Annotated in this window: 14 protein-coding genes; 10 read left to right on the top strand and 4 right to left on the bottom strand. The window is 45.4% G+C overall.

Annotated elements, in window-relative coordinates:
• The first annotated feature begins 62 nt into the window (after nt 1–62).
• Together ACXAGP_RS07635 and ACXAGP_RS07630 are read left to right on the top strand one after the other, a co-directional pair.
• On the top strand, nt 63–854 hold the full coding sequence (locus ACXAGP_RS07635) for a cytochrome C assembly family protein (RefSeq protein ID WP_475260567.1): 792 nt from the start codon (nt 63–65) through the stop codon (nt 852–854).
• Between the two features lie 89 nt (nt 855–943).
• Nucleotides 944–2,245 carry an HlyC/CorC family transporter gene (locus ACXAGP_RS07630; protein ID WP_475260566.1) on the top strand — a complete coding sequence of 434 codons (1,302 nt, stop codon included), beginning with the start codon at nt 944–946 and terminating at the stop codon, nt 2,243–2,245.
• A 114-nt stretch (nt 2,246–2,359) separates the two neighbouring features.
• Here ACXAGP_RS07630 and ACXAGP_RS07625 read toward each other — a convergent pair whose 3' ends face one another.
• Nucleotides 2,360–2,545: a hypothetical protein gene (locus ACXAGP_RS07625; RefSeq protein WP_338292249.1), complete on the bottom strand. Its 186-nt coding sequence runs from the start codon at nt 2,543–2,545 to the stop codon at nt 2,360–2,362.
• A 130-nt stretch (nt 2,546–2,675) separates the two neighbouring features.
• Nucleotides 2,676–3,143, bottom strand: a complete 468-nt coding sequence (gene sixA / locus ACXAGP_RS07620) for a phosphohistidine phosphatase SixA (RefSeq protein ID WP_475260565.1) — start codon at nt 3,141–3,143, stop codon at nt 2,676–2,678.
• Nucleotides 3,144–3,274: 131 nt separating this feature from the next.
• Here sixA and ACXAGP_RS07615 point away from each other — a divergent pair, with 131 nt between their 5' ends.
• From ACXAGP_RS07615 to ACXAGP_RS07605, 3 genes are all read left to right on the top strand, one after another.
• A complete protein-coding gene (locus tag ACXAGP_RS07615; RefSeq protein ID WP_475260564.1) occupies nt 3,275–6,004 on the top strand; it encodes an insulinase family protein in 2,730 nt (909 codons plus the stop codon).
• 253 nt (nt 6,005–6,257) lie between these two features.
• Entirely contained in the window at nt 6,258–7,397 is a 1,140-nt protein-coding gene (locus ACXAGP_RS07610; RefSeq protein WP_475260563.1) for a methyl-accepting chemotaxis protein, read from the top strand.
• Between the two features lie 39 nt (nt 7,398–7,436).
• Complete coding sequence (locus ACXAGP_RS07605; protein ID WP_475260562.1) at nt 7,437–8,243, top strand: nitrate- and nitrite sensing domain-containing protein; 807 nt, start codon at nt 7,437–7,439, stop codon at nt 8,241–8,243.
• 42 nt (nt 8,244–8,285) lie between these two features.
• Here ACXAGP_RS07605 and fadJ read toward each other — a convergent pair whose 3' ends face one another.
• Both fadJ and fadI read right to left on the bottom strand, forming a co-directional pair.
• Nucleotides 8,286–10,415: a fatty acid oxidation complex subunit alpha FadJ gene (gene fadJ / locus ACXAGP_RS07600; protein WP_475260561.1), complete on the bottom strand. Its 2,130-nt coding sequence runs from the start codon at nt 10,413–10,415 to the stop codon at nt 8,286–8,288.
• A 24-nt stretch (nt 10,416–10,439) separates the two neighbouring features.
• Nucleotides 10,440–11,750, bottom strand: coding sequence for an acetyl-CoA C-acyltransferase FadI (gene fadI / locus ACXAGP_RS07595; RefSeq protein ID WP_475260560.1), 1,311 nt, complete (start codon nt 11,748–11,750; stop codon nt 10,440–10,442).
• Nucleotides 11,751–12,050: 300 nt separating this feature from the next.
• Between fadI and ACXAGP_RS07590 the strand changes: the two genes are divergently transcribed.
• From ACXAGP_RS07590 to ACXAGP_RS07570, 5 genes are read left to right on the top strand one after another with little or no spacing between them, the layout of a single operon-like run.
• Nucleotides 12,051–13,007 (top strand): AAA family ATPase, encoded by a 957-nt coding sequence (locus tag ACXAGP_RS07590; protein ID WP_475260559.1) that lies wholly within the window; start codon nt 12,051–12,053, stop codon nt 13,005–13,007.
• A gap of 10 nt (nt 13,008–13,017) precedes the next feature.
• The gene (locus tag ACXAGP_RS07585; RefSeq protein ID WP_475260558.1) at nt 13,018–13,968 is read left to right on the top strand and encodes a DUF58 domain-containing protein; all 951 of its coding nucleotides are present in this window, start codon (nt 13,018–13,020) and stop codon (nt 13,966–13,968) included.
• 19 nt (nt 13,969–13,987) lie between these two features.
• Nucleotides 13,988–14,500, top strand: coding sequence for a DUF4381 domain-containing protein (locus tag ACXAGP_RS07580; RefSeq protein WP_475260557.1), 513 nt, complete (start codon nt 13,988–13,990; stop codon nt 14,498–14,500).
• Nucleotides 14,493–15,497 (top strand): vWA domain-containing protein, encoded by a 1,005-nt coding sequence (locus ACXAGP_RS07575; RefSeq protein ID WP_475260556.1) that lies wholly within the window; start codon nt 14,493–14,495, stop codon nt 15,495–15,497. Before ACXAGP_RS07580 ends, ACXAGP_RS07575 begins: the two co-directional genes overlap by 8 nt.
• Nucleotides 15,494–17,350: a vWA domain-containing protein gene (locus ACXAGP_RS07570; protein ID WP_475260555.1), complete on the top strand. Its 1,857-nt coding sequence runs from the start codon at nt 15,494–15,496 to the stop codon at nt 17,348–17,350. The genes ACXAGP_RS07575 and ACXAGP_RS07570 overlap by 4 nt, the downstream gene beginning before the upstream one ends.
• Nucleotides 17,351–17,353: the final 3 nt, after the last annotated feature.

Below are 17,353 nucleotides of genomic sequence, written 5' to 3'. Positions count from 1 at the left end.
CTAGTTTAAGACAATCGGGTTATTTATACTGCCAGAATAACTCATGGTGAAACGTTAAAATATTGATAGCCCTCAATCTAATTTGTATCTTACTTTACCTGGTGGCCACGTTATCCGTCACTACCCGCTGGTTCCATAAAGAAGGCCCTATGGTGAAGGTATCCTTAGGTGCGGCCAGCATGGCGGTGTTACTGCATTTCGCTGCGTTGATGCACAGTGTCGTGACTGGCGATGGGCAAAACCTCAGTATTATGAACGTCGGCTCTATCACTGCGTTACTGATAACTTCGGTTATCCTTCTACTATCCCTACGCAACCAGCAAACATTTTTACTACCTTTGGTGACAAGCTTTTCAGCAATCATGGTATTGCTAGCCACCATTACTCCCGGCTCTGTGATTATGCACATTGAATTGCATCCTTCACTGCTCGCCCACATCAGCCTTGCATTGCTCGCCTATGGCTGTCTTAGCATCGCCTTTCTTTACGCTTTGCAATTGTCCTACATAAACAAAAAGCTTAAACAAAAAAACAGCGCGATTTTACACTCTTCATTGCCACCATTGATGCAAGTGGAACAAAATCTGTTTCGACTGATCAACTTGGGAACGGTCTTGCTAACCCTCTCATTGGCAAGCGGTTTTTTCTTTCTCGAAGACATGTTCGAACAAAGACAGGTACATAAAACCCTGCTCACCACAATTGCCTGGTTTATGTATGTCAGTATGATTGTTTTACACAAACGAAAAGGGCTTCGAGATAGCACGCTAATTAGCTTTACCACAACTGGCGTAATCCTGTTAACCCTTGCTTATTTCGGTAGCCGTATCGTCAAAGAGTTCTTTATTGGGTGACAATTATCCTTAAAAAGCGGCAATAAGACTTGAAGTCGAGTTTATTAACCCCTAAATTTGCATCTGTCACACTACATAGGATTGACTAGTTGGACGATATATCAACCAGTACGCTGTTAATTATCTTAGGCGTACTCATTGTTCTCTCTGCATATTTTTCTAGCTCTGAAACAGGCATGATGTCGATTAACCGATATCGCTTGAAACACCTCAATAGTGAGGGGCACAAGGGAGCCAAAAGAGTTGAGAGATTATTAGACACCCCTGACCGCCTGATAGGGCTCATACTCATCGGCAATAATCTGGTTAATATCGGCGCCTCAACTGTCGCCGCCATCCTGTGTTTGCGGTGGTTTGGAGATTATGGACTCGCCGTCGCCTCCACGATTAACACCATTGGTTTAACCATCGTCCTATTAATATTCGCTGAAGTAACGCCAAAAACCCTGGCGGCACTCTATCCTGAACGTATTGCCTTTCCAAGTTCAGTGATCCTCTCTCCCTTGTTGAAGCTGTTTTACCCTTTAGTTATCGCGCTAAACACCATAACCAATGGTATTTTGCGCCTGTTTCGGGTCAATCCGGATGAAGTCGAAAATCACTCGTTAAGTAAAGAAGAATTACGCACCGTTGTACATGAATCCAGCGTTATGATCCCCAAACAGCACCAGGACATGTTAATGGGAATATTGGATCTTGAAAAAGTTACGGCGGAAGACATCATGATCCCGCGTAATGATATTTTTGGAATCGACATCAACAATGACTGGAAAATCATTCAAAAGCAGCTTACTCATGCCCAACACACGAGGGTATTGTTGTTTCGAGACAATATAGATGATGCGGTCGGGTTTATTCACGTCAGAGATGCGTTGCGCTTGTTATCCAAGGATGAGTTTTCAAAGGCATCATTATTAAGAGCGGTTCGAGAAATTCACTTCACCCCCGAAAAAACACCGCTACATACCCTGCTCTACAATTTCCAGGCAGCCAAAGAGCGCATAGGACTTGTGGTAGATGAATATGGGGATATTCAAGGTTTGGTGACGCTTGAAGATATTCTGGAAGAGATTGTCGGCGACTTTACTACCAGTATTATTGAAGAAAAAACTGACAAAGCACGTCTACAACAAGATGGTTCTTTTCTGGTGGATGCCAGCAGCAACATACGAGATGTGAATCGTGAAATGGACTGGAATTTGCCAATTGATGGGCCTAAGACATTAAACGGCCTGATTATTGAGTACCTGGAAGACATACCACAAACTCACCTGAGTTTCAGGTTGGCGGGTTACCCGGTTGAAATTGTTGACATCGAAGACAATAAAATTAAAACCATTCGCGTGATGCCAGAGTTTTACATTTCCCCATCGGAACAAGACGACTCCTGAATATCTACGACTTCTGATTGCTAAGATTGATGCACTGTGAATCACAGCGTTTTATAAAGCCGAGGCAAAGGCGGTTTGTTGCCAATAAAGGCAGCTCCGCAGCATAGCCCCGCTTTAAGAAGTGGTTTGTTTTGCTTTACGATTTTCGAGTATCTTACTTTTCACTTCTTCAACAGACTCATTTAATGCTGAAAGCCTGTTAATGATGCCTTGCAACTCGTCGTCGTAAGCAATATCTTTCTGCGCCAGATGGCTTTGTAACACCTTCTGTAATTGCGCAGGTAAACTATTACCTGACATTTCCTCAATCCTCCCGAATTCTATATCGGTTGACTGGCGATTTTTCTACAGTGTTTTTTGCAAAAACTTCTGTGGCTAAATGCAATATACGACAATATCCCAGTTTTACCAGAAAAATACCAGAAAAGCCTCAGCTTTCGGGTAAATATAACTCCCCAAAGGCGGCTTTATTCGCTTCGACGTCATAATCGAGCCTGGCAATGGAGGCTGTGGTAAACAGAACTGAGCGCAATTGCCCGCAAAAGCTGTCGACCAAATAGCTAACAAGAGGCATGTGACTCACCACTAAAAGGGAGTTCAGGTTTTGCTCCTGAGCAAGTACTTGAATGTAATCATGAACAAGGTTCACATTACCAGAAGGAATAATGTCCTCGCAAAACTCAGTATGAGCAACCGTTGTAATGGACTGCACCATTTCATAAGTTTGCCTGGCGCGCTTGAAAGGGCTGACTAAGGCATAATCAATATGATTAGCAGTATCATTGAGCCACACACCGGCTTTTTGACTCTCAATAAAACCCTGTGTAGTCAAACTGCGTTGTGCATCATTGCTAAAACTATTTTCTGCTTCGCCGTGACGCATCAAAAATAACTGCATAATTTAATTATTGATTTTTTGTGTGTTTAGCAACGCATAATAACAAAAAAGCACTGTAATTCTACGAATATATGGCTATGCTTTAGCAACAATTTCCATTCCAGAGCAGTTTGAACACATGGTCTTCACCTTTGATTAAATCACCGTCGGATACACTTCAATACCAGCTTCACAAAACAGACAAGGGTATAAAGTTATTGCATGTTTTGGATGAGGATGGACCATGGTGCGCGTTGGCATTTTCAGTGTCCTCTGGCAGTTTTTGTGATCCTGTTGATTGTCCGGGGTTAGCCCACCTTCTGGAGCACGTTCTGTTTACAGGTAGCGAGAAATACCCTACCGACAACTATTTGCTGCATTTTCTCGATGAGCATCAAGGCAAAATTAACGCCTGGACTTCTTCTGAGACAACCACTTTCTATTTCAAAGTCCACCACAAATACTTTGCCCAGGCCTTGGATATCTTTTTCGATATGCTTATGGCTCCATTGTTTAGCCCTATCGGAATCGAAAAAGAAATCAAAACCATTGACGCCGAGTTCCACAATAAAATTAGTGAAGAACAACGTCGAGTCATGGAAGTACAAAAAGAAACTTGTAATCCAGCTCACCCCTTCCACCACTTTGCTGTAGGTAATAAAGAGATATTTGGCGGTTTCACTACTGAAGAAATAGCACAACGACTCAAAGCATACTGGCAAGAGCATTTTGTGGCGGAGCAAATCTCAGTTTGTGTTTTGACCAACTCAAAGCAAGCACAGAGTATCACTAATATCAGCGAACGATTAAACGGTTTTCCAACGGGTACGCAATATCGTCCTGCTGCTGAACTACGCCATCTTTATACCGATACTCAACTTAACAGAGATATACGAATACATACTCAACGTGCCCATAACCGACTCATGCTGATATTTCATCAAACGCCGGAGTTAGCGCAGGCTGCCGATGTAGAAACCATCGTCAGCCATTTATTTGGTTATGAGGGTGAAGGCAGCTTAATGCGCTATTGGAAAGCGCAAAAATGGGCGACACAAGTCATTGCTGGTCCGGGATTAAAGGGCTCAGGGTTCAGTGATTTCAACTTGTATATCGAGTTGTCTGACACTGGCCTTGCCCACATTAATGATATCATCAACAGTGTGTTTTTTTATGCACAACTCATTAAAGAATCGCCAGACATCTTGCGCCACTATGAAGAAAAGGTGCAATTAAACAAGCTGGCATTTGAGCACAAAGGAGCGCTCAATCCTCTTGATTTAGTGCAGCAACTGGTAAAAAACCTAAATCGCTACCCCACCGAGGAGTTACTCACCGGTGACTACTTATTAGGTGAGTTCCAGCAAAGCAAGCTCCATCAGTTTTTGGGCAACCTGTGTCAAGAGCGATTGCGCGTGATTTCTATTTCAAACTCACACAAAGGCGAACACTTAAGCAAGTGGTATAAGGTTCCATACAATAATGAGGCCTTATCTCTACATGTCTCATCGCCTGAGCAACTAAGGGAATTTCAAAGCCAGATTCAACTTCCCCAGAAAAACCCTTACATTCCCGAAATAAAGGCTCGGGATAAGGTCTGTGAAGAACTTCCTCAGAAGGCTGAGACAGCATTTAACAATTTCTGGTTCGGAAGCGAGAACCGAGAGTCACAGCACAAAGGCGAATGCTTTTTTTCCTGGCACAAAAGCACTGTTGTTAACGACATTAAGCAGGTGGCGCATCGAAAATTATATGCCAGCACCCTGGAGGCAAATTTTCATCAAAATTTTTATCAAGCGCAATTGGCTGGATTACATTTTCATTTTTATGCCCATCAAAACGGTATTGGCTTACATACCAGCGGTTTTGCCGATAAACAGCTGGCGCTGGTAACGCAGCTTTTGCAAAAGGTTTACGCAACTCCTCAGCCTTGCCCTGATTTTGAATTGCACAAGGCTGAATATTTAAATAGTTTACACAGCAGCAGCCAAAACAAACCACTCAACCGTCTCTTTACTGCACTGCAAGCTATTTTTGTTCCAGCCTCTTGGTTACCTGAAGACCTGGCCAGCGTGGTGGAAGAAACCGAATTGAGTGATATACAAGCCAGACATGATGCGTTTTTTAAAAGTTGTTACCTTGAAAGTCTGATTTATGGTGACTGGGCGCCTGCAGAGCTGAAAGGATTTGTTGAGCAACTAGACGAAATGGCACAAAGCCAGGTGACTCGCCAAACAGAAAGACAACTGGTGTACTTGAATGATATCAATGAACGAAGCTTCTGTTTTCCCTGTAAGCACCCTGACTCTGCTTTGGTGCTGTATCTTCAAACCACTGATAAGTCCCTTTTATCTCGAGCACAAATGATGTTGGTGGAAAGTATGCTGGCAGGTTATTACTTTGATCGCATGCGCAACCAAAAACAATTGGGTTACCAGGTGGGAACGGGTTACATGCCATTTAATGAGCACCCCGGAACGGTACTGTACATCCAGTCGCCGAACGCTAGTGCCTGGCAGCTATATGTGGAAACCCTAAACAGCTTACAGGCGTTTTATCAGTGGTTGTGTCAGATTGACCTCCAGCAATGGCATAAATATCGCAGAAACCTTGAGCGACAAATTAAGCAAAAAAGCATCAATTTTTCTGTGAAGTGTCAACGTTATTGGGGAGCGATTGGACGGGAAAAAGTAGATTTTAACCATGAAAAACAACTCAACAGCACCATTGCCAAACTGGAAAAAAACGCAGTTTGTAATTGGTTTAAAGTAAATTTTTTGCAGCCTGAACAAAGCTTTGCTCTGTATAGTGAAGGTGCGGATGACGCAGCAGTTAACAACGCTTTTATCAACCCCCTTGAGAATATTTATCAATTCAAATGACAACTCTTCCTCCCCAGGCTCCTGAAGCTTTTTTGGGCAATTGCACTGTAACAGTGAATTTCGGGTATCAAACGGGCCACTTTTAATCCTGTTAAAGTTCGTTATCACTATGAATCTATTAGCCTTTTAGCGAATGTGCGGTTATGGCATCCATTTTGAAGATACTGACAGGAGTTAAAAAGCCGCTCAACGTGAAGCCACCTGGACTGGCTTTGCTATTTATCAGGCTTTTACAGGATATAGAGGAATTTGTATGCAACGGGATCACGCATCACTACTTACATCACGGGTAGATTCAAAGTTTTACCTATATTTCACCCTGACTTGCGTATTACTGGCACTTTTACTGGCGAGTCAGATCCACTGGGCACCGGGATTATTAGCACTAATTGTGCTACAAGCATTGGTGAATTTATATTTACTGGCAAGATACCAGAAGATACTGCACGAGACCTTGGAATTCTTGCATTTGGCTTTTAATAGCAAACCAAGCGACACGGTAAATGTACAGTCAGAACAGCAATTTAAATCCAGATTACTCGCCATATTAAATATTCCTGCAAGAAGAATTTCAGTAAGCGAAGATTCGGTTTCAGAAATTTCTCACTCCACCCAGGAGCTGAACAATCACTCAACTCAATTAGCCACTAATATTTTACAGCAATCGCAAGCTACCAGCAGCCTGGCGGCGGGTATTGCTGAAGTGGAACAGACCTTGAACGAGGTCAGTCGCAACATTGCAGATATTCGTTCCAGCGTGCAATCCACTAACGAGTTAAGTCATTCTGGTGTCCATTCCGTCAGCGAAGTTCGATCTCATATTGAGCAAGTAGCCAACTTGTCAAAACAATCATTTTTGCAATTAAAGACCTTGGAAGAGCTGACGCAAGGAGTGTCTTCAATAACGGACTTAATTGGCGAAGTTTCAGCACAAACGAATCTGTTGGCACTTAACGCGGCAATTGAAGCTGCCCGCGCGGGAGAGCACGGCAAAGGCTTTGCGGTAGTTGCCAGTGAAGTAAGAACTCTGGCTGACAAAACCAGCCAATCAGCACATCAAATTAACGAGCATATTCAGAATGTAAAAAAGCAGTCATTTGTTCTCTCAGAGGGTATGACCCAAGTGGTCGAAAGAATTGAAGACACGGTTGCAGAAGCAAGCAACATTGAATCTCTATTGAACAATATCAACCAACGTTCTTCGCAGATAGCCTGTGACATTCAAACTATAGCGGGAGCTTCTCAACAGCAGCAACTTGCAGCGGCGGAAATGTCTAACAATCTCGAAGAACTGGCGGTGACAGCGCAAGAAAATGGCTATGCGGCAGAACAAACTGCGCGTATTGCGGATCACGTATGGTCACTCACCAACGACAGTCGTCTGGTGGTGTAACTCCCCGTACTTTGAAGCCTGTTATGAGAGGATGTAGCGATGTTAACTATTTTGTTTTTATTGGTAACCTGTGCATTTGTTTCTGTTTGCTTTATCAGTCACTACAAACAAAAAGAGATTAAAAATCAGAAAATTAATACCGCCTCCATACACCTCAGAGCCTGGCGACACTTAATGTGGCTGTTTCAACAACATCGCGGAAAATCTACCGCTTTTTTAAACGGAGATGAAACGACACAAAAAGATCTCCTCGGGTTAGAAGCGAAAATTAACGAAGGCATTAATTCACTGAAACATGCCCCCAGTAAAAACCGCAACTGGCAAGCTACTATACAACTATGGCAGGAGCTATCGAAACATTGGCAACAAAAGAGTGTGGAAGATAATTTTAAGCTGCACAATACCCTAATAAAGCAACTTATCTTTGCCATAGAAGATGAAATCTCTTGGATGACGAGCTTCCGTTCTGCATCTAACTCATCTGACTTTGAGCAAACCACCATCGCCTTGCTGAATACTATTGAGTTTGTCGGTCAAACCAGAGCCATAGGCACGAGCGTAACTGCATCGAAAAAGTGTGAAAGCATCACCAAAATCAGACTGTGCTACTTAAGTCAAAAATTGCAACAAACCGCAGAATCGTTGCAAGAAAAAGATGTGCAAAGCCGCCAGAAAAAAGCCCTTATAACTGCCATCATTCAGCAAGTTCAGGAACGTTTGTTGCCAGCACAGAACCTCATGACCACAAAAGCATGGTTTGATTTATGTACTAACAGCATAGATGGTTTATACACCCACTTTGATAAGAGCATAGATTTGGGTGAGAGAATAGGACGAGGCCAATAAAAAAGGCCCCGAAGGGCCTTTCTGTACCTTTCAAGGTAGTGTCTAGTAAAACGATTTATTCTCTTTGGCCATCGTTTTCAATATATCAGCGGGGGCAAATTTATCGCCAAATTGCCCTTGATAGTGCTCAAGTCTGGAAACAACATGGCTTACACCTAAACTATCCATGTAGCGGAATGGTCCACCTAAGAACGGGGGGAAACCAATACCAAAGATAGTACCAATGTCACCATCGCGCGGGTTGCGGATCACCCCTTCGGCAAGACACAAGGCCGCTTCATTAAGCATCAACAACACACAACGCTCTGCGATTTGCTCAAAGCTCATTTTCTTAGAAGTCTCGATACCCAGTAGTGAGTACACGGAAGTATCCACTTCTTTGCCTGGTTTCTTGCCAGTGTAGCTATACAAGCCACGACCGTTCTTTTTGCCTTTGCGATCATCGGCAAGTAACTTATCAAAAGCATCTGGCGCTTTAAAACGCTCTCCAAGATCGGCCACCAGGATAGGTGAAATCTTCGCGCCCACATCAATGCCCACTTCATCCAGTAACTTCATCGGACCTACCGGGAAACCAAATTTAACCAGCGCAGCATCAATATGTTCAATGGGCTCACCGGCAAGCAACACGTTTGCCGCCTCGTTCATATAGGGAGCCAAAATACGGTTCACATAAAAACCCGCACCGTCTTTAACTACGATAGGCGTCTTGCCTTGCTTTTTGGCAAATTCTACGGTGGTGGATATCGTTTCGTCCGAGGTTTTTTCATGAGCAATAACCTCGGCAAGCGGCATTTTATCTACTGGAGAAAAGTAGTGTAAACCGATCACCTGTTCCGGGCGTGCTGCTTTTTCCGCAATCTGACGAATTGGAATAGACGAAGTGTTAGACGCAAAAATAGTGGATTCTTTGCAGTTACTCTCAACATCACTCACCATTTGTTGCTTCAGGTTCAAATCTTCAAAAACCGCTTCAACAACGATGTCGGTATCTTTGAAGCCATCGTAGTTTAGCGACCCCGTCAGCATCGCCATTTGCTTTTGCATTTCAGATTTGCGCATGAACTTGCGCTTCACTTTTTTGTTTAGCAAGTCATAGCTGTATTTCATGGCGTTGGCAATACCTTCAGCACGCACATCTTTAATACGCGCAGGCACCTTGGCTTTACTGGCCGTTACAAAAGCGATTCCACCGCCCATTAAACCGCCACCTAAGACACCCACTTTTTCCATTTTAACTGGCGCAACACCTTCTACGCCGGTTTCTTTCTTCATCTCTGTCGTAGCAAAGAAAATATTGCGCAGTTGCTCTGACTCAGGCGTCATCACCAGCTTGCCAAAATATTTGGCTTCCAACTCGTAACCGCGTTTCGTGGCCTTACCACCACTGGCTTCCATAATATCCAGAATATGCTCTGGCGCGGGGTAATTGCCTTTGGTTTTGCTTAACGTCTGTTTGCGAGCCTGCTTAAACAGGATTTGACGGCCCAGCGTGGTTCCTTCAAGGAACTTGTTTGCTCCTTTCAACACAGGTGGTTTTCTGTTTGGTTTACCTTTCAGGGCGAATTTGCGGGCCACATCCAGCAATACACTCTCTGGCACCACCTCATCGACAATACCGTACTTTTTAGCTTGCTTAGGACGCGCTGGTGCGCCAGTTAACATCATTTTCATCGCCTGCTGAATACCAATCAATGCAGGCAAACGCTGAGTACCACCACTACCCGGCAACAAACCAAGTTGTACTTCTGGTACACCTAGTTGTGTTTTTGGGCTATCGGTACAAACTCGGTAATGACACGCCAGCGCCAGCTCCAGGCCCCCCCCCAAGGCTGGACCATGTATTGCAGCAACAAATGGCACGCGAAAATTCTCCATCCGGTCAAAAACTTGTTGCCCGCCTTTAGACAGAGCCTCCGCTTCTTCCGCCGTTTTACAGGCAGCTAGCATCGTAATATCAGCCCCCGCCACGAAAGAAGATGGTTTGCCACTGGCCAAAACAACACCTTTTATGTCGGTATCTTTTTCGATGTCATCCAGCATGCTGGTAATTTGCTCACCGAATTCGGCTTTCAGGGTATTCATGCTCTCGCCCGGCACATCCATGGTGAGAACGGCAATGCCATCATCAAACTTTTCTAAGGTGAAGGCGCTTTGTACTTGTTCAGTCATTTTAACTTCTCCAATCCTGGCCGGTTATTCAGTTTCAACAATCATTGCTGCGCCTAATCCACCTGCTGCGCAGGCTGTCAGCAATCCGGTGCCACCGCCGCGGCGATTCAGCTCGTTCAGCATTTGAGTGATCATACGCGTTCCCGTAGCAGCAAACGGGTGACCATAGGCAATGGAGCTTCCCATAACATTGAATTTTTCCATGTCAATTTCGCCTGTTGCTTTGTCGCGTCCCAGCTTTTCCTGGGCGAACTTGTCACTGGCGAACATCTTCACATTTGCCAGTGTCTGTGCGGCAAAAGCTTCGTGCATCTCTATCAGTGTTAAGTCATTAAGGGTCATTCCGGCTCTGTCCAGCGCAATCGGCGTCGCATAAGAAGGCCCCATTAGCATGTCTTCCCAAACATCAATCGCAGCGAAAGCATAACTCTTGATATAACCCAAAGGTTTATATCCTAAGGCTTTGGCTTTGCTCTCGGTCATCATCAGAACTGCTGAGGCCCCATCGGTTAAGGGGGTTGCGTTGGCCGCTGTAACGGATCCGTACTTCTTATCGAATACCGGGCGTAGCTTCTTATAGCCTTCCAGTGTTGAATCGAAGCGAATATTGTTATCTTTGTCCAGGGCGCCTTTAAAAGGTTCGGCCCAGGCTGTCATTACTTCGCCATCTAATTTGCCCTCATTCCAGCTGGCTGCGGCATTAGTGTGGGAACGGTGTGCCAAGGCGTCTTGGTCTTCACGGGCAATTTGATGTGTTTTAGCCATTTGCTCAGCAGTTTGTCCCATCGACAAACCCGTTGAGTATTCTGCAACGGCGGGCGGTACGGGCATTAAATCTTTTAAGCCCAACTTTTTGAAAATCGCCCATTTTTGCCCCATGGTTTTTGCTTTTTGGGCATCCACAAGGGCGCGAGCTAATTTTTTAGAAACTCCGATTGGAGATACTGATGTTGAGTCAGCGCCACCGGCAATACCCACATCGATAGTTCCAGCCATCATGGATTCGGCGACATTAACCGCCGCTTGAAAACTGGTGGCACAAGCGCGTGACACGCTGTAAGCATCGGTACCAACATTCATTCCGGTACCTAAAACGATTTCTCTGGCAATGTTTGGCGCCTCAGGCATTTGTACTACCTGGCCATATACCACTTGTTCAACCCACTCTGGCTTGACGTCATTGCGCACCAACATTTCGTTGACAACCATTTTGCCTAAATCTAATGCCGGAATACCGTGAAAATACGTCGCCATTTTAGCGAAAGGAGTTCTTAAACCTGCGACGATGGCAATGCGTTCACCGTCTCTGGTGGTGACTGATTGCTGTTTGGACATGTTACACCTCTGAGTGGTCAGACCTGTTAATTTTTTGTGATTTTAACTTTTTGATTAGAAATTACAATCTAAAGTGAAAAATTCACCGTTCAATATTCCATTTGTACAAACATTCAGCTTGTTTCTATCGCTTTGTAACATTGTTTTTCTCAGATGGAACCTTATATAGACTGCACGCTCTTATTTTTGGTATCAATGTGCCCCTGAAAAACGGATAACGATCCGCTTTCGGCCCATTGAGGATAGTTTAAAATTGCGCTTTTACCGCGTTTCAATCAACAAAGTAGAAAAATAATACTTATGTCAGCTGAACAATTCCGAACGTTAAAAACTTATCTGGATTCACAGGTTATCGGGCAGCCCGAATTTACCAAGAATATACTCATCGCGTTATTGGCCGACGGACACCTTCTGGTAGAAGGACCTCCGGGATTGGCCAAGACCAGAGCGGTTAATGCATTAGCCAAAGGCATAGAAGGCGACTTCCATCGCGTTCAGTTTACCCCTGACTTATTACCTGCTGATTTGACCGGTACCGATATTTATCGCCCAGAAACAGGTGAGTTTGTTTTTCAAAAAGGTCCGCTGTTTCACAACCTGGTATTAGCCGATGAAATCAATCGCGCCCCGGCAAAAGTACAATCAGCTTTGCTGGAGGCGATGGCAGAGCAGCAAATTACCGTGGGCAACAAAACCTATCCTTTGTCCTCTTTGTTTCTGGTCATGGCGACGCAAAACCCCATTGAGCAGGAAGGTACCTATCCCCTACCTGAAGCACAGTTAGACCGCTTTCTTATGCATTTAAATGTGGACTACACCGGAGCGGAAACCGAATTAGAAATCCTGAAGCTCACCCGGTCAGAAGCGCTTAAGAATAAAGTGCCGGTACCAACACCATTAACCCAGGAGCAAATATTTAAAGCCCGAGAAGAAGTGCTATCGATGCACTTAGACTCAGGACTTGAGCGCTACCTGGTGGAACTCATCATTGCCACCCGCCAAGGACAGAAATACGATGACAGACTTGCCCGATGGTTGGAATTTGGTGCCAGTCCTCGCGCCACGATTTCACTGGATAAGTGTGCCAGAGCGCACGCCTGGTTGAACGGTCGTGATTACGTCGGTCCTGACGATATCCAAGCGGTAGTGCACAACACCCTGCGCCACAGAATATTGCTATCTTACGAAGCCGAAGCTGAGGGTATTACCGCTGATCAGGTGCTTGATCTGATCCTGGAACTGGTGCCTGTGCCTTAGGAGATTCAGCATGGCGCAGTTTGATGTTGCAACCTGGTTAAATGAACACCGCAGCAATGGTGTTGCCGTTGATATGGCCGAATTGCTGTATTACCGAAATAGAACCAGCCTATTGAATCTGAATCCGCGTAAAACGGTTCAGGCGCGTCTGGCAGGCACCTACCTGACCAAAATGAAAGGTCGCGGTATGGAGTTTGACGAAGCCCGCCATTATCAGCCCGGTGACGATATCCGGGCAATTGATTGGCGAGTCACGGCGCGCACGGGGAAAACCCACACCAAGTTATTTCGCGAAGAAAAAGAAAGACCGGTTTTTATTCTCGTGGATTTGTCTCACTCCATGCACTTTGGCACGCAATTGCTTTTCAAATCAGTGATGGCATCACATCTGGCAGCACTTATCGCCTGGACCGCAGCCAAGCGTGGCGATCGAATTGGTGGACTAGTTTTCAACGAAAAACAACATCGCGAATTCAAACCCATGACTCGACAAAAAGCGGTGCTTTCATTGTTAAGTGGTATTAAGAACTTACACGAAAATGTCATGTCTGAAGCACCAGAACAGGTATTTGATGACGCATGCGCCCGGATTCGACGTCTTGCACGCCCGGGCTCTGCGGTGTTTATATTAAGTGATTTTTTACACTTAAGCGCCACAGCACAGCGGCATCTTTCACAACTGTCCCGACATTGCGAAGTCATTGGTTATCGTATAAGCGATCCATTTGAGCATCAGTTGCCTAAGGTGTCTTTACCACAAACCGTTGCCATTACCGATGGTAAAAAGCGCCAAACCATCACGTTGGGTGAACAACACCAGGCAATGGACTATCAACAAATTCACGCCAGATTTATGGCGGAAAATCGCAAGATGTTGGAGCAAGCACAAGTACAAGTGATGGATGTGAATTGTGGCTTGCCGCTTGAAATGCAGCTCAACCCGTTGCAGAAAATAGCTTGAGGTTGAACAGATGCAAGGCATGCCGATAAATTTACCTGAATCATTTAGTCAAAACCCTCAAGGGGCTGAAATTGGCCTGTGGCCGCTGGCTTGGGGTTGGTGGGTATTGCTCGCAGTGAGCTTGATTGCGCTGGTGAGTTTATGTTTCTGGTTAATATCAAGACATAAAAAACGCAAAGCGCTACGGGAGGCCCTTACAACACTAGGCGCACTGCCAAACGATGCAGACGATACTCTTGCTCAGTGCAATAAAATTCTTAAACGCGTCTTTATTAGCTATTTTTCCCCTGCCCATGTGGCAAGTTTGCATGGCGCCAGCTGGACAGACTTTTTAAAGCTGCAAATAAAAGCCAATAAAAAGTCGCGCTTTGAAACGCTTTTTCAGGCATTGGATTCCGGGCTATATCAACGCAGCGGCCAACAAGGCAATGCCACAGATATCGATGTTATTCAGTTGACCACCGAATACTTAAAGCAGGCTTTACCTCCTAGCAAGAAACAGATGCGCAACGCGGAGGTAAGACATGATTGAGTTTCTCTGGATATGGGCTTTCGCATTCTTACCCTTACCCTTGCTGATACGTCTATTGCCGGGTAAAAACAATCAACAAGAAGCTGCGCTTATGGTGCCACAGCTAACGTCGGGTATGCAGACAGTGGATAAACCCGCCTCTAAAAGTCGTCTGACCTTGTTTCTGGCAACCCTTGCATGGCTGTCTTTGGTGGTTGCCGCTGCACGCCCACAGTGGTTAGGCGACCCCGTCAGTATCCCTTCTGAAGGACGTGATCTGATGATCGCCGTAGATTTATCCGGCAGTATGGAAATGGAAGACATGTCCATCAATGGTCGAACCGTTAATCGACTGCAGATGATAAAATACGTGCTTAACGACTTTATTGAGCGCCGAGTGGGCGACCGCATCGGATTGATTTTGTTTGGTGATACCGCCTATCTGCAAGCACCGCTAACTTACGATCGGGAGACGGTTAGAACACTGCTAAATGAATCGCTAATCAAACTGGTGGGTGAGCGTACCGCAATTGGTGATGCAGTGGGGCTGGCAGTAAAGCGCTTTCGCCTGAAAGAAGACTCAAACCGGGTGTTGATCTTGCTCACCGATGGGCAAAACACCGCAGGTAACCTTGAACCTGCACAAGCACAAGAGCTGGCTGTCGCTGAGGGCATTACTGTATACACTATCGGTGTTGGTGCCGATCAAATGATGGCCCGCGGGTTATTCGGAAATCGTCGTATTAACCCTTCTGCGGAGCTGGATGAATCCATGCTCACTGAGCTCGCTAACGTCACTGGCGGCCAATATTTCCGAGCCCGAGATGTTCAAGAGCTGGAGAGTATTTACGCCACATTAGATGAACTGGAGCCTATAGAGCGGGAGTCTCGCCAAATGCGTCCGCTAAAAGCGCTGTTCTATTATCCGCTTGCCTTTGCCCTTTTCACAACCGTTTTAATGGCGTTAATACCACTTATCAGGAATCTGCTGTTTTCGCTGAGGGGAGCTTCAAGATGAATGATTTATTAGCACTTGTGGACAACTTTCAATTTTTGCGCCCCTTTTGGTTACTAGCGATGCTGCCATTGGTATGTTTATTGTTTTTATTGCGCAAACAAGTGAGAAAGCAATCAGGTTGGCAGGGCGTATTGGCCAACCATCTGTACGATAATCTCATTAGCACCCGAACTGAAAAGCAACACACGCCACCTTGGTTATTATTATTTTGCGGTTGGATGTTAACCTGTCTGGCTTTGGCTGGTCCCACATGGGAGCGATTGCCGCAACCTGTTTATCAGGTGAGTAAAGGCAAAGTGGTGTTAATGGACATGTCCATGTCGATGCGAGCCGAAGACATCAAACCCAATCGCTTGTCAAGAACGCGCTTTAAAGCGATGGATTTGGTGTCGTTATTAGAAGAAGGCGAGACTGGATTAGTCGCCTATGCCGGTGATGCTTTTGTGATCAGTCCCCTCACCTCGGATATTCAAAACCTGCATGCACTGATACCCAGTTTGTCGCCGGAAATTATGCCATCTCAAGGCAGCGATGCCCTGTTTGCATTGGAAACCACCTTTGAACTATTAAAAAATGCTGGTTACCAAAGTGGCGAGATCTATTGGATCACCGACGGAGTAGAACTTTCCGAGGTGGCACCAATCCGCAACCTGTTATCAGACCACGAGCACACTATTAATATACTTGCCATTGGCACTGAAGAAGGCGCACCGATAAAAGATATCAACGGCAACTTTTTAAAAGATAGTTCAGGGGCAGTGGTCATCCCGAGATTGCGCACTTCCGCCCTCTCTACCATTGCCAGCAGTACCGGTGGCAAGCTGATTGTCAGTCGCCCTGACGATGCGGATATTCAGTATTTAACGGAATCCTTGTTTGAACCCCAGGAATCTCAAGGTGAAACCTCAGAAGACAGCTTCGGCGACCAGTGGCGAGAATTTGGTCCTTGGTTATTATTGCTTTTACTGCCTATTGCAGCCTACAGCTTTAGAAAAGGCGTACTGCCAGTATTCTTAGTGGGATGGTTTGCGGCGACTCCACAACCGGCCTCTGCAGATTGGTGGCAAGATTTATGGCAAACCCCTGATCAGCAAGGCGCACAAAGTTACCAGCAGGAAGATTTTACAACCGCCGCAGAACAATTTAACGATCCTCTGTGGAAAGGTTTATCTCATTTTAACGCCGGAGATTACGAAGCTGCTGCTGAAGTATACTCAGGACTTGACACACCTGATGGCAATTTTGGCCTTGCCAACAGTTTGGCGCAATCACAACAGTTTCAGGAAGCTATCGCTGCCTACGAGCGGGTACTGGAAATGGACCCTGACTACCCCAATGCGGCTGAAAACAAACAGTTCCTGGAAGACTTGCTAGAACAGCAACAGCAGCAAAACCAGGAGAAAAACTCTGAAAGTTCTGACGATTCCGAGCAAGAGCAGGATCAGCAATCAGATCAAGAACAACAGCAAGATTCTCAAAGTGATGAAAACCAGCAGCAAGAGCAACAGCAGCAGGATAGCTCGCAGCAACAAGACAGCTCAGAACAAGAACAACAGGAACAGCAATCCGAGCAACAATCGCAAGAATCACAGCAGCAGGAACAAGAACAACAAGAGCAAGAAGCGCAATCGGAGCAACAGCAACAAGAGCAGGAAAATCAACAAGAACAACAAGCCCAGATGCAAGAGCAACCTGAGCTAACCGATGAACAAAAAGAACAGCTGCAAAAAATTGAAAACTGGTTGCGTAAAGTGCCAGACGACCCGGCGTTCTTATTAAAACGAAAAATGTTACTGGAGCAAAAGCGCCGCCAGCGTCAGCGTCTCCCTAATTCACAACAAAAAAACTGGTAGATC

It is taken from the genome of Planctobacterium sp. AWM4_229 (genome assembly GCF_056160305.1).
The sequence above is the reverse complement of the archived record's forward strand: the minus strand, read 5'-3'. Positions and strand labels throughout refer to the sequence as shown.